Raw genomic sequence first — 13211 nt, 5'->3', positions numbered from 1 at the left:
GTAGTGTTTACCCAGTCAGTCGATTACGAACGAGCCAGCATCAATTCCAGACGGGCGCCAACGCGCTCTGCCTGATCAGCCAGGTCACCTACCCATTCGAGGATCTTGTAGAGGAACATAACGTCGATCGGATTGTATTTGTGCTCAACGGCTTGCAGCTGTTGGCGCAGTCCGATCTGCATGGTGTCAGTATCGTCCTCGATGAGATCCAGCTGGTGGATCATCTCGGCAACCATTTCAACTTCACGTCCTTTAAAGCCGGTTTCGAGCAGCTCATCGAGTTCTCCGATGGCTTTTTCGGCTTGGGCGGTCGCATCGATACAGCGTTTGAGATAGGCCATGAAATCGGCGCGCATCTCGGTGGGGAATTCCATCTTGCGGCCAAGCATGCGGCCGGAAATATCCTTGGCACGGTTGGCAATCTTGTCCTGCTGGGTCAAGAGCTCCAACAGATCGGTACGAGCGACCGGCAGGAACAGGCCGCGGGGGAGTTTCAAGCGGATTTCGCGCTTGAGGATGTCCGCTTCTTTTTCCAGCTGGGCGATCTGTTGCCGGATCTTCTCGGCATCTTCCCAGCGGTCTTCGGCAACGGCATCAAAGAAGGGAATGAGCTGTTCGCAGCACACGTGAACCTTGACGATATGCTTCTGCAGCGGCTTGATGGGGGACTTGGCAAAAAGACCCAAAATAGTATTTACTGGCATGGCCAAACCTGTGTCGGTGAAAAAACACTCGATACGATTTTATGAGGGGCGCATGGTAACCGAACTGTGCCATCAATAAAACCGTGAATTAATCGTGAACTGTCGCTGGCATTATATCCTCGCGACCCCGAACATGCCCCCCAAAGTTGCCCGCCAGCCCGGAATGACTATGCAAACTGAGATCGAGATAAAGTTTTTCGTCACCAGCAATATTCAAGAATCCCTCTCCAACCTTCTGAATTCACTAGAGATTATCTCTTCCAATCAAGCCGCTCTTGGCAACGTCTATTTCGACACGCCCGATCTGGGTTTGCGTGGGCTCGAGATGGGGTTGCGCATTCGTCGCAGCGATGATTTTTCCGAGCAGACCATCAAGTGCCGGGGGCAGGTCGTGGGCGGATTGCACGCCAGACCCGAGTACAACACCCCGGTGGAGGGCACCATTCCGACCCTGTCTGCCTTTCCTGCCGATATCTGGCCGAGTCTGGTGGTGCGCGATGAACTCCAGAGCCGTCTGGTGGCCCAGTTCAGCACCGATTTCCTGCGCCGCCACTGGCTGATCGCATTCGGAGATGCCGAGATCGAGCTGGCCTGGGATCAGGGGGAGATTGCCGGTGCCCTGGGGCGTACCGGGATCGACGAGCTGGAGCTGGAGCTGAAATCCGGCGATGCCCGCGCCCTGTTCACCCTGGCGAGCAAGCTGGCGGCGCTGGGAGGATTGCGGCTGGGTGCCCAGTCCAAGGCGCAGCGCGGATACAGGCTGGCTGGGCTTGGCAAGCCACTGGCCGTGCAGCCCCTGCAAAGGATTGAGGGCAAAGATCAGAAGGCCAGCATTACCCTGGGTATGCAGCACTGGCAGTATCATGAGCAGCTCTGGCTCGAGAGTGACGATGCTGGCGAACAACAACGGGCGCTGCATGCCCTGCTCGAGGGGGTATCCCTGGTTGCCGAGGCGGCAGGCACGCTGACGGTGCCACCCTCCTGGCTGGCCGACCTGCAGGCGCAACAGCGTCTGATAATGCAGGTGGCCGGGGATCGTGCATCACTGCATGCCTTGTTTCACCATGCCGACCTGGTGAGCCTGCAGCTGTCCATCGCGGCCTGGCTGCATCTGGGGGAGTGAATCTTAAGTGGTGCAGAGCGCAAAAAGGTGAGCCCGGGCTCACCTTTTTTATGGCAGTTGCACCTTGAACGGCGCTATCAGTTCACCACGGCCACGTTGATGGTGCCGTTGCCCTGGGTCATGCGGACCCGGGCGCCAGGCACAAAGGTGGGGCTGGCCTTTTGTACCACCACGATGGATTCGCCGTTCTCTTTCTTGATCTCGAGCTCGACCCCGTCAACCTGGTTGAGTTTGTCCCCTGCCGCCTTGCCGGCCGCCGCACCCGCGATGGCGCCACCGGCCGCCGCGATGTCACTGCCACGACCGCCGCCTATGGTGCTGCCGAGCAGGCCGCCGACCACGGCGCCGCCAATGGTGCCGATCAGGGAGTTCTCATCGGCCTGGATCTTGACGGGGCGGGTGGAGAGGATGGTGCCATAGCTGACGGTCTGTACCTGCTTGGCGCGATCCTTGGTGTAGACATCGCCGGAGTAGACGTCGCTGTTGGCACAGCCGGTGATGGCGGTGGTGGCCGCCAGCAGGGTGACGAGAGCAATACGTTTGAACATGATGGGCCTCCTGGGCGGGCATCGGATTAATCTGGTGATGAATTGCACTTTACGCCAACCAGATTGCGCATTAAACCCGCAAAGTGTAACCAATTATGTGGCCGGAAGGCTCCCGTGCCGGTGGTGGATGGTCAGGTCAGGGCTTTTTCCAGCAGCAGGCGATCCTCGCCTGGCCCGAAGTAGCCTCTCTCTTCTGCCAACTGCTGATAACCCAGCCTGAAGTAGAGGCGCTGGGCCGGATTGGCGGGATCAACGGTCAGTCTGACCCGCTCAACTTCCAGTTTCAGCAGTCCCTGCTCCACCTGCAATATCATTTGCTCGGCCAGGCCGAAGCCGCGCGCTTCGGGGCGCACCGCGAGGGAGAGCAGCCAGCCCTGCGACCGATCCTGACCAAGCCCGCCCAGGGCATAGCCCAGCAGCCGGCCTTCCCGCTCCGCAACGACCAGCAGTTCGGGCCACAGATCCATGGCCTGGCGAAAGAAGAAACCGGGGTAGACATCCTCGCCGAAGACATCGGCATCTATCTGCCAGATGGCGTGCATGTCGGTGTGGGTGGCAAGGCGCAATACGGGGGACGAGTGCATCGGGGCTCCTCTCATCGGGTCTCTGCTGCGGGGCAGCCAAAAAGGAGGCACAGGGTAGAAGGGGCGGGGAGTCGATGCAAGGGGGGCATTTGTGGCATGCCGCGGATAAAGAAACAGGGCCCGCAGGCCCTGTGTCATCAGAGGAGGCTGGTCGCCTGCTCCAGCCAGGCGAGATCCTCGCCCTCCAGCAGCGGGCTCAGACGGCGGTAGACCTCCGCATGGTATTCGTTGATCCAGCGGAACTCCGCCGGGCTCAGCAGGCTGCGATCGATGAGGCGGATGTCGAACGGCACATAGGTCAGTCGCTCGAAGCCCAGCATCGTCAGCTCGCCACGGGCTTCCTGCTCGGTCACCACCACCAGGTTTTCACAGCGGATGCCGAAGGCATCTTCCCGGTAGTAGCCCGGCTCGTTGGAGAGCACCATGCCCGGCTGCAGGGCCACCAGGCTGCCCTTGGGGGCGATGCGCTGCGGGCCTTCGTGCACGCTGAGGAAGTGGCCGACCCCGTGGCCGGTGCCATGGTCGTAGTTGTAGCCGGCCTGCCACAGGGGCATGCGGGCCAGCACGTCGAGCTGGATGCCGGCAGTGCCGCGGGGGAAGCGGGCCTGATCCAGGGCAATATGACCTTGCAGCACCCGGGTAAACATGGCCCTGTGCTCGTCGGTCACCTCACCCACCTTGACGGTGCGGGTGATGTCGGTGGTGCCGTCCAGGTACTGGGCGCCGGAGTCCACCAGATAGATACTGTCCTGGCCGAAGGCCCGCGGGGTACCGTTGGTGTGGCGGTAGTGGCACATGGCGGCGTTGGGGCCGAGTGCCGAGATGGTGTCGAAGCTCGGCTCCACATAGTGCTCCTGCTCGTGGCGGAAGGCTTCCAGCTGGTCGGCCAGGGTGCCTTCGTCCACCCCGTCGAACTCGCCGCTGGCGATCAGCCGATCCAGCCAGGCCAGGAAGCGGGTGACGGCAACGCCATCGCGCAGGTGGGCGGCACGCATGCCGGCCAGCTCCACGGGGTTCTTGCACGCCTTGGGCAGCATGGTGGGATCCTGGCCGGCCACCAGAATGGCGCCTGCCTCTTCCATCACGAGCTGGGTCCAGGCGTTGGCGGTGTTGGGGTCAGCCAGCACCTTCTGCTGATCCTCGCCGATGCGCTGCAACACGTCACCCAGCTTGTCGATGGGGTAGACGGAGACATCCTGTCCCACGTGCTGGCTGAAGGCGAAGCAGTCGATCTTGTCGGTATCGACGAAGAAATCCATGGTGGTGTTGGCGTAGAGTACCGCAAAGCCCAGCACCACCGGCAGGCGTTCCACGTCGCGACCACGCAGGTTGAGCAGCCAGTTGATGGGCTCGGCCTGGGTCAGCAGCACCGCATCCAGCCCGCGCTTGCGCAGATCGCTGGCCAGCATTTCGCGCTTGGCCTGGCTGGACTGGCCCGCCAGCTCCTCGCTGTAGAGGATGACAGGGCTCTTGGTCGGGGCGGGACGATCGCTCCAGTGCAGATCGATGGGGTTCTCATCGATGCGCACCAGCTCGATGCCGTGATCGGCCAGCACGGCGTTGGCGTTCTGGTACCAGGCCAGGCTGTGCAGGCGGGCATCGAAACCGACCCGGGAGCCTGAGGGCAACTGCTCCGCCAGCCACTGCACGTGGGGGTCTTCATTGAGGTGGAGAAACTCGAACAGCTCGGCCGGCGCCTGCATGCGCGCCTGCACTGTATAACGACCGTCGATGAACAGGGCCGCCCGATGCGCCATGATGATGGCGAGCCCGGCGGAGCCGTTGAAACCCGTGATCCAGTCCAGCCGCTCGGCATAGGCGGGAATGTACTCCCCCAGATGCTCGTCGTCGTGGGGAACGATGAAGGCGTCCAGCTCCAGCGTGGCCAGTGTGGCCCTGACCTGGGCGACGCGGGTTTCAATAATCTCGAAATGGTTCATGTCGTTATTGCCAGCTTGTGGTGATGTGAGTGTTCATTGATGGTGGCCGCTTGCCAGGATCTGTCTGATCGATTGGCCTGCCGCCTCGATGTGTTGCTTGAGCAGTACCACTGCTTCGTGCTTGCGCCGGGCGCGGCACAGTTCAAGGAGTCGGGCGTGCTCCCGCTCGGCCTTGTCCACGCCGCCCTGGGCGAACAGCAGTTCGAAACGCACATAGCGGTCGCAGCTCAGATTGATCTGGGCGATCAGTTCCAGTGCCTGGGGGCGATTGGCTGCCTGGTAGAGGGTGGCGTGAAAGCGGTGATTCAACTCGGCCCAGTGTTCGATCTGGGTGCCAGACTCCAGCGCCAGATCAAACTGGGCGAGGATGGCTTGCGCCTGGGCGAAGGTCTCCTCCGTCATCAGGTCGACGGCGTGGAACAGGGTATCGGCTTCGAGCAGTGCCCGCAAATAAAAGAGCTCCTCGATGGCCGAGGCATCCAGCATGGTCACCACGGCGCCGCGATGGGCCTCGAACTTCACCAGCCCCTGGGCTTCCAGTTGCATCAGGGCTTCCCGCACCGGGATGCGGCTCACCGCCAGCTCCTTGGCGATGGCGTCCTGGCGCAGGGGGGCGCCCGCAGCAAACTCGCCACGCAATATCCGGCCGCGGAGGTTCTCCATCACCATCTGGGTTCGGGTCTTGTAAGGTGGGGTCATGCTGGGGTCACGGGCAGGTTGCAAAATTGTATATTGTATAAAGTTTGGCTGAATCTAACGCGCAAGGGCCGTCAAGGCAAGGCTTGGCGGGAGCCATATGCCGCGCATCGGCCAAAAAAATACCGGCCAGCAGGGCTGACCGGTACGGGATTGTGAGACGCGAGGCGCGTTTCTTACAACTGCGGGCCCGCCGCGACCAGGCGTTTGCCTTCGTCGTTGTCGGTGAAGCGCTCGAAGTTCTTGATGAAGCGCCCGGCCAGATCGGCCGCCTTGGCATCCCACTCGGCCTGGTCGGCGTAAGTGTCTCGCGGATCCAGTATGGCGGGGTTGACGCCCGGCAGCTCGGTCGGCACTTCCAGGTTGAACACCGGCAGTACCTTGGTCGGTGCCTTCTCGATGGAACCATCCAGGATGGCGTCGATGATGCCACGGGTATCCTTGATGGAGATCCGCTTGCCGGTGCCGTTCCAGCCGGTGTTGACCAGATAGGCTTCAGCCCCTGCCGCTTCCATCCGTTTCACCAGCTCCTGGCCGTACTTGGTCGGGTGCAGGCTGAGGAAAGCCGCGCCGAAGCAGGAGGAGAAGGTCGGGGTCGGCTCTGTGATGCCGCGCTCGGTACCGGCCAGCTTGGCGGTAAAGCCGGACAGGAAGTGGTACTTGGTCTGCTCCTTGGTCAGCTTGGCGACCGGGGGCAGCACACCGAAGGCGTCTGCGGTCAGGAAGATCACCTTGGTGGCGTGACCCGCCTTGGAGACCGGCTTGACGATGTTGTCGATGTGATAGATGGGGTAGGAGACTCGGGTATTCTCGGTGCGGGAACCGTCGTCGAAGTCGATGGTGCCATCGGCGGCCACGGTCACGTTCTCCAGCAGCGCATCGCGGCGGATGGCGTGGTAGATGTCCGGCTCGGCCTCTTCGGAGAGCTTGATGGTCTTGGCGTAGCAGCCCCCTTCGAAGTTGAACACGCCGTGATCATCCCAGCCGTGCTCGTCATCGCCGATCAGCTGACGCTTGGGATCGGTGGAGAGGGTGGTCTTGCCGGTGCCGGAGAGGCCGAAGAAGATGGCCACGTCCCCATCCTTGCCCACGTTGGCGGAGCAGTGCATGGAGGCGATGCCGCGCAGGGGCAGGAAGTAGTTCATCATGGAGAACATGCCCTTCTTCATCTCGCCACCGTACCAGGTGCCGCCGATGAGTTGCATCTTCTCGGTCATGTTGAAGGCGACGAAGTTCTCGGAGTTGAGACCCTGCTCCTTCCAGTTCGGGTTGGTGCACTTGGCACCGTTCATCACCACGAAGTCCGGTTTGAAGGTCTTCAGCTCCTCTTCGCTCGGGCGGATGAACATGTTCTTCACGAAGTGCGCCTGCCAGGCCACCTCGGTGATGATGCGCACCGCCAGGCGGGTGTCCGGGTTGGCGCCGCAGAAGCCGTCCACCACGAACAGACGCTTGCCGGAGAGCTGTTTGGTGACCAGCCCTTTCAGATGTGACCACACTTCCGGGGTGATCGCCTTGTTATCGTTTTTACCCTGGTCAGACCACCACACAGTATCCTGGGTAGTGGCATCTTTGACGATATATTTATCTTTAGGGGAACGGCCGGTGAAGATGCCGGTGTTGACGTTGACGGCGCCAAGCTCGGTGACGACGCCACGTTCGAAGCCCTCAAGGTCTGAGCGGGTCTCTTCAGCGAAAAGCTGCTCATAGGAGGGGTTGCGAACGATTTCCTGGCTGTTTTTGATACCGTATTGGTCCAGCTTCAGTTGTTGGGCCAGGGTGGGTTCTACCACGATTGTCATTGTATTCTCCTGGGTTCAGAGGTGTGTAGGGTTCTATCTGACGTCCATGCTACCACCTAGGTGGTAGTTTTTAGCGATCGCCATCAAACTTTATAAAATAGGGTATTTTTTTGTTATTTAAGTTAAAGGCGGGTTTTGCCCGCCTTTGATTAGTGTAACTGGTTTGCATCATTACCGGGAGCCCTGCTGAACAGGGTTTCGATGTCTATCCCGTCGAATTCGTAGTGGGCGCCGCAGTAATCGCAGTGCATGTCGATCTTGCCGAGCTCCTGCACCATGGATACCGCTTCCTCCTTGTCTATCTGCAGCAAGGCCCCTTCGCAACGGGCGCGGGAGCAGGTGCAGCGGAACTCGATGGCCTGGGGATCGAACACCCGTACCTTGTCCTGGTGGTAGAGGCGGTAGAGGATCTCTTCCGCGTCCAGACCGAACAGCTCTTCGTCCTTGATGGTGGTGGTGAGCTGGACCAGGTGGTCGAAATCTTCGCTGTGATCCTCGCTCTGGGCCGGCAGCTCCTGCAGCAGGATGCCCGCCGCACGGGGCTCGCCCTCATGGTGGCCGGTGCGGATCCAGAGGCGGGTGGCCAGTTGTTCGGACTGGGCGAAGTAGTGCTCCAGACAGGCCGCCAGGGTGTCGGCCTCCAGGGCGATGATGCCCTGATAGCGCTCTCCCTGATCCGGAGTGATGGTGATGACCAGATGGCCGTTGCCGATCAGGCTTTGCAGCTTGCCGTCCGTCGGCAGTTCCCCTTCATAGCGTGCCACGCCGCGCAATTGCTGGTTGTTGTCGCCGTTGATGACGGCCAGACGCACCGGACCGTCCCCCTGCAGCTGCACCGTGATGGAGCCTTCGAACTTGAGGGTGGCGGTCAGCAGGCTGGTGGCAACCAGCAGCTCGCCCAGCAGGTGCTGCACCTGTACCGGGTAGTTCTGGGCGTCGATGATGTGGCGGTAGGTACGATCCAGCTGGACCAGCTCCCCACGCACTTCGTACTCTTCGAACAGATAGCGATACAGGAGGTCTTGGTTACTCATCATGGTTTCCTAGGATGTTCTTGGGGAAAAATAAACACATTGTTAAACAGGTGGTTAGGAACTAATTCCTCCACCTGTCGTCATAAAGGGGCCACAGACGCGGATTAGGATTGCTTGACCCGGATAAGCTGGCGTCGCTCCTGCTTGTCGGGTCGGCGCTCCGGGCTTGGGGCAAACTGGCTGTTGAAGCGGCGGGCTTCGCTGTTTTCGGCCCGTTTCTTCAGGCTGGCCTCGGTCTCTTCATAGAGTTGCTGGGCCAGCGGGGCGGATTTGCGCTGCTCGCTCACCTCGAGCACCCGCACCTCCCGCTCGTCCTGGCCTTGCCAGAATCGCACCAGGGCGCCGACCTCGACCGCCTTGCCCGGCTTGGTGCGCTGGCCGTTGTAGTGCACCTTGCCGCCGTCGATCTGATCCCGCGCCAGACTGCGGGTCTTGTAAAAGCGGGCGGCCCACAGCCACTTGTCGAGACGGACCTGAGTGCTGCTTTGTGCTGGATTCGACATGGATCGGCTCCGGGATGGCTGAAAAGGTGCCTGATTATACCAGAGGCGGGCCCCGGGATAGAAACAGGGGGCATCCGGGTGTGACGGAAACTGAATTTTCACCCCTTGGTCCCATCCGGTCGGTTGTCTCTGGGTCCATTGCCGTACACAATAGCCAACCGACTTGGATGCCAGACAATTTTGAGAAAGATGACGCTACCGTTCAGGGATGATTTGTTGACTTCCCTTCTGGCTCGCTGCAAGGCCATGCCACTTTCCCGTTTCAGCCAGCCCCTGTTCTGGCTTCTGCTGCTGTTGCTGGCCCAGCAGTGTGCCGTGCTCACCTGGCGCCTGTACGAACTGGCCCAGCCCGCTCCCCTGACCCCCTGGCAACCCTCGGTCACCTCGGTGCAGGGGAGTGGTGGCGATCGCCTCGATCTTGGCAACCTCAGCCGCCTCTCTCTCTTTGGCAAGGCGCTGCAACCCCAGGCGGACAAGGCGGCAGAGACGGTGGCGGCGGATGCCCCGAAAACCCAGCTCAACGCCCAGCTCAACGGGGTGCTGGCAAGCTCGGATCCCGCCAAGTCCATCGCCATCATCGCCCACAACGGGACACAGAACTCTTACGGCATCGGGGACTACATCGACGGTACCCAGGCCAGGATACGCCAGGTGTTTGCCGATCGGGTCATCATCGCCCGGGACGGCCGTGACGAGACCCTGATGCTGGACGGGGAGGAGTATGGCAAGCCCCTGCCCAAACCGGCCCGCCAGGAGGGGCTCTCCTCCGTGCGCAGCGAACTGCTGGGCAACCCGGGCAAGATCACCGATTACCTCAATATTTCTCCGGTCCGGGTGGACGGTCGCATGACCGGCTATCGCCTCAACCCGGGTCGCAATCCGGAACTGTTCAATCAACTCGGACTGGTCGCCAACGATCTGGCGGTCAGCATCAACGGCCTGGATCTGCGTGACAACGCCCAGGCCATGCAGGCGATGCAGCAGGTGGCGGGCGCCACGGAAATGACCGTCACCGTCGAGCGGCAAGGACAGCTCTACGACGTCTATGTCGGCTTGTCAGAATAATGAATTGGAGTAGCACCAAGAATGACAAATAAAGGGAAGGGCTGGCGTCTGGCCACCATGGCGGCAGCCTTGATGATGGCCGGTTCTGCCTGGGCCACCGAGTATTCCGCCAGTTTCAAGAACGCCGACATCGAGGAGTTCATCAACACGGTCGGCAAGAACCTGAACAAAACCATCATCATAGAGCCATCGGTACGCGGCAAGATCAACGTGCGCAGCTATGACCTGCTCAACGAGGATCAGTACTACCAGTTCTTCCTGAGCGTGCTCGACGTTTACGGCTTTGCCGTGGTGCCCATGAACAACGGCGTGCTCAAGGTGGTGCGCTCCAAGGATGCCAAGACCTCGGCCATCCCCGTGGTGGATGACACCAACCCCGGCGTGGGTGACGAGATGGTGACCCGGGTCGTGCCGGTGCGCAATGTCTCGGTCCGTGAACTGGCCCCCCTGCTGCGTCAGCTCAACGACAACGCCGGCGGCGGCAACGTGGTCCACTACGAGCCCTCCAACGTGCTGCTCATCACCGGCCGCGCCGCCGTGGTCAACCGCCTGGTGGAGGTAGTTCGCCGGGTGGACAAGGCGGGGGATCAGGACATGGACGTCATCAAGCTCAAGTTCGCCTCCGCCGGCGAGATGGTGCGGCTGGTGACCAACCTCAACAAGGATGGCAGCAATCAGGGGGCCAACGCCTCGCTGCTGCTCTCCCCCAAGGTGGTGGCCGACGAGCGCACCAACTCCGTGGTCATCAGCGGCGAGCCCAAGGCCCGTGCCCGCATCATCCAGATGGTGCGCCAGCTCGACCGGGATCTGCAGAGCCAGGGCAACACCCGGGTCTTCTACCTGAAATATGGCAAGGCCAAGGATCTGGTTGACGTCCTCAAGGGGGTCAGCTCCAGCATCGCCGCCGACAAGAAGGGCGGGGCGGCTGCCACGGCCACGGGCGGCGCCAGCATCGGCGGCGGCCAGCTCGCCATCTCCGCCGACGAGACCACCAATGCCCTGGTGATCACCGCCCAGCCGGACGTGATGGCCGAGCTGGAGCAGGTCATCGCCAAGCTCGACATTCGTCGTGCCCAGGTGCTGGTGGAGGCCATCATCGTCGAGATATCGGATGGTGACGGCATGAACCTCGGGGTGCAGTGGGCCAACACCAATGGCGGCGGCACCCAGTTCACCGACACTGGTCTGCCCATCGGCTCCCTGGCCATCGCCGCCAAGGATTACAAAGACAACGGCAACACCGACGGCCTGTCATCCCTGGCGGGCAGCTTCAGCGGCATGGCGGCAGGCTTCTATCACGGGGACTGGGCGGCGCTGGTGACGGCGCTCTCCACCAACAGCAAGAACGACATCCTCTCCACCCCGAGCATCGTCACCATGGACAACAAGGAGGCCTCCTTCAACGTCGGTCAGGAAGTGCCGGTGCAGAGCGGCTCCCAGAGTTCCACCACCAGCGATCAGGTGTTCAACACCATAGAGCGCAAGACGGTGGGGACCAAGCTGGTGGTGACGCCCCAGATCAACGAAGGAGATTCCGTGCTGCTCAACATCGAGCAGGAAGTCTCCAGCGTGGCACAGAAGCAGGCGACCGGGACCGCCAACCTGGGCCCCACCTTCGATACCCGCACCGTGAAGAACGCCGTGCTGGTCAAGAGCGGCGAGACAGTGGTGCTGGGCGGCCTGATGGACGAACAGACCCAGGAGCAGATCTCCAAGGTGCCCCTGCTCGGGGACATTCCGGTACTGGGCTACCTGTTCCGTTCCTCCAAGACCTCCACCGCCAAGCGCAACCTGATGGTCTTCATCCGCCCGACCATATTGCGTGACGCCAATGTCTACTCCGGGGTCTCCAGCAACAAGTACACCCTGTTCAGGGCCGAACAGCTGAGCCGGGCTGCGGAAGAGGGCTATGCCACCTCGCCGGCTCGCCAGGTGCTGCCCGCCTATGGCCAGGACGTGATGATGTCCCCCGAGGTGCAGCAGCAGATCCAGAGAATGCAGGCCCAGCAGCAGGCGACCGCCACCGGCGTGCGCGCCCAGGTGCAGGAGCAGCCCTTCGTGCAGAGCAAGCCCTGATGGCCGCCTACCAGCTCGATGGCAGCGAGCTGCCGGCTCCCCTGCCGGAACTGCCGTTCGCGTTTGCCCGCAACTTCGGGGCCATCCTGACCGAGCGCCAGGGTGCCCCGGTGCTGCTCTGTCGTCAGGGGATCTCCCCCCAGACCCTGCTGGAGGTGCGCCGGGTGGCGGGCTGTGCCTTCGCGGTGGAGCAGCTTGGCAACGACGAGTTCGAGACGCTCCTGATGGCCCACTATCAGCGTGACTCCTCCGAGGCGCGTCAGCTGATGGAGGATCTCGGCAACGAGATGGACTTCTTTGCCCTGGCCGAAGAGCTGCCCCAGAGCGAGGATCTGCTGGATGCCGACGACGACGCCCCCATCATTCGCCTCATCAATGCCATGTTGAGCGAGGCGATAAAAGAAGAGGCGTCCGACATCCACATCGAGACCTTCGAGCGGGCCCTGGTGATCCGTTTTCGCATCGATGGGGTGCTGCGGGAGATCCTGCGCCCCCATCGCAAGCTCGCCTCCCTGCTGGTGTCGCGCATCAAGGTCATGTCGCGCATGGACATCGCCGAGAAGCGGGTGCCGCAGGATGGCCGCATCTCACTGCGCATCGGCGGCCGGGCGGTGGACGTGCGGGTCTCCACCATGCCCTCCAGCTACGGCGAACGGGTGGTATTGCGACTGCTCGACAAGAACAACGTGCGCCTCGAGCTCAAGCAGCTCGGCATGACGCTGGCCAACCGCAACATCATCAGCGAACTCATTCGCAAGCCCCACGGCATCATCCTGGTGACGGGCCCGACCGGCTCGGGCAAGTCCACCACCCTCTATGCGGCCCTCTCGGAGATCAACTCCCGGGATCGCAACATCCTGACCGTCGAGGACCCCATCGAATATGACCTCGAAGGGGTGGGCCAGACCCAGGTCAACAGCAAGGTGGACATGACCTTCGCCCGGGGCCTGCGCGCCATTCTGCGCCAGGATCCGGACGTGGTGATGGTGGGGGAAATCCGTGACCTCGAGACCGCCCAGATCGCGGTACAGGCATCCCTCACCGGTCACCTGGTGATGTCGACCCTGCACACCAACACCGCCATCGGCGCCATCACCCGGATGCGGGACATGGGGATTGAGCCCTTCCTGCTCTCC

Annotated in this window: 12 protein-coding genes; 4 read left to right on the top strand and 8 right to left on the bottom strand. The window is 61.8% G+C overall.

Translation table 11 applies throughout. The features are described 5' to 3' along the window. Positions 1–23: 23 nt before the first annotated feature. Positions 24–704: a TIGR00153 family protein gene (locus AB5Y70_RS11895; RefSeq protein ID WP_010675736.1), complete on the bottom strand. Its 681-nt coding sequence runs from the start codon at positions 702–704 to the stop codon at positions 24–26. Between the two features lie 169 nt (positions 705–873). On the opposite strand from AB5Y70_RS11895, the gene AB5Y70_RS11890 reads away from it, so the two are divergent. Continuing rightward, entirely contained in the window at positions 874–1827 is a 954-nt protein-coding gene (locus tag AB5Y70_RS11890) for an inorganic triphosphatase (protein ID WP_279988688.1), read from the top strand. Between the two features lie 77 nt (positions 1828–1904). On the opposite strand, the gene AB5Y70_RS11885 is transcribed toward AB5Y70_RS11890, so the two are convergent. From AB5Y70_RS11885 to hslR, 7 genes are all read right to left on the bottom strand, one after another. Continuing rightward, positions 1905–2375 carry a glycine zipper 2TM domain-containing protein gene (locus AB5Y70_RS11885; protein WP_010675734.1) on the bottom strand — a complete coding sequence of 157 codons (471 nt, stop codon included), beginning with the start codon at positions 2373–2375 and terminating at the stop codon, positions 1905–1907. A gap of 131 nt (positions 2376–2506) precedes the next feature. Beyond that, on the bottom strand, positions 2507–2959 hold the full coding sequence (locus AB5Y70_RS11880; protein WP_048208493.1) for an N-acetyltransferase: 453 nt from the start codon (positions 2957–2959) through the stop codon (positions 2507–2509). A 137-nt stretch (positions 2960–3096) separates the two neighbouring features. Beyond that, entirely contained in the window at positions 3097–4899 is a 1803-nt protein-coding gene (locus tag AB5Y70_RS11875; protein ID WP_039040593.1) for an aminopeptidase P family protein, read from the bottom strand. Between the two features lie 33 nt (positions 4900–4932). Continuing rightward, positions 4933–5598 carry a GntR family transcriptional regulator gene (locus AB5Y70_RS11870; protein WP_029314822.1) on the bottom strand — a complete coding sequence of 222 codons (666 nt, stop codon included), beginning with the start codon at positions 5596–5598 and terminating at the stop codon, positions 4933–4935. A 173-nt stretch (positions 5599–5771) separates the two neighbouring features. Then, the gene (pckA, locus tag AB5Y70_RS11865; RefSeq protein WP_010675730.1) at positions 5772–7397 is read right to left on the bottom strand and encodes a phosphoenolpyruvate carboxykinase (ATP); all 1626 of its coding nucleotides are present in this window, start codon (positions 7395–7397) and stop codon (positions 5772–5774) included. 149 nt (positions 7398–7546) lie between these two features. Next, entirely contained in the window at positions 7547–8431 is an 885-nt protein-coding gene (hslO, locus tag AB5Y70_RS11860; RefSeq protein ID WP_010675729.1) for an Hsp33 family molecular chaperone HslO, read from the bottom strand. 104 nt (positions 8432–8535) lie between these two features. Then, positions 8536–8934: a ribosome-associated heat shock protein Hsp15 gene (hslR, locus tag AB5Y70_RS11855; protein ID WP_010675728.1), complete on the bottom strand. Its 399-nt coding sequence runs from the start codon at positions 8932–8934 to the stop codon at positions 8536–8538. Between the two features lie 213 nt (positions 8935–9147). Between hslR and exeC the strand changes: the two genes are divergently transcribed. From exeC to exeE, 3 genes are all read left to right on the top strand, one after another. Next, positions 9148–9999, top strand: coding sequence for a GspC family type II secretion system variant ExeC (gene exeC / locus AB5Y70_RS11850; protein ID WP_272865916.1), 852 nt, complete (start codon positions 9148–9150; stop codon positions 9997–9999). Positions 10000–10020: 21 nt separating this feature from the next. After that, complete coding sequence (gene exeD / locus AB5Y70_RS11845; protein ID WP_010675726.1) at positions 10021–12075, top strand: GspD family T2SS secretin variant ExeD; 2055 nt, start codon at positions 10021–10023, stop codon at positions 12073–12075. Continuing rightward, a partial coding sequence (gene exeE, locus AB5Y70_RS11840) for a GspE family T2SS ATPase variant ExeE (protein WP_368176004.1) occupies positions 12075–13211 on the top strand: 1137 nt, incomplete at its 3' end. The genes exeD and exeE, both read left to right, overlap by 1 nt.

It is taken from the genome of Aeromonas sp. s1(2024) (assembly GCF_040908005.1).
GTDB lineage: Bacteria > Pseudomonadota > Gammaproteobacteria > Enterobacterales > Aeromonadaceae > Aeromonas > Aeromonas caviae.
This window is presented reverse-complemented; position numbering and strand designations above follow the sequence as displayed.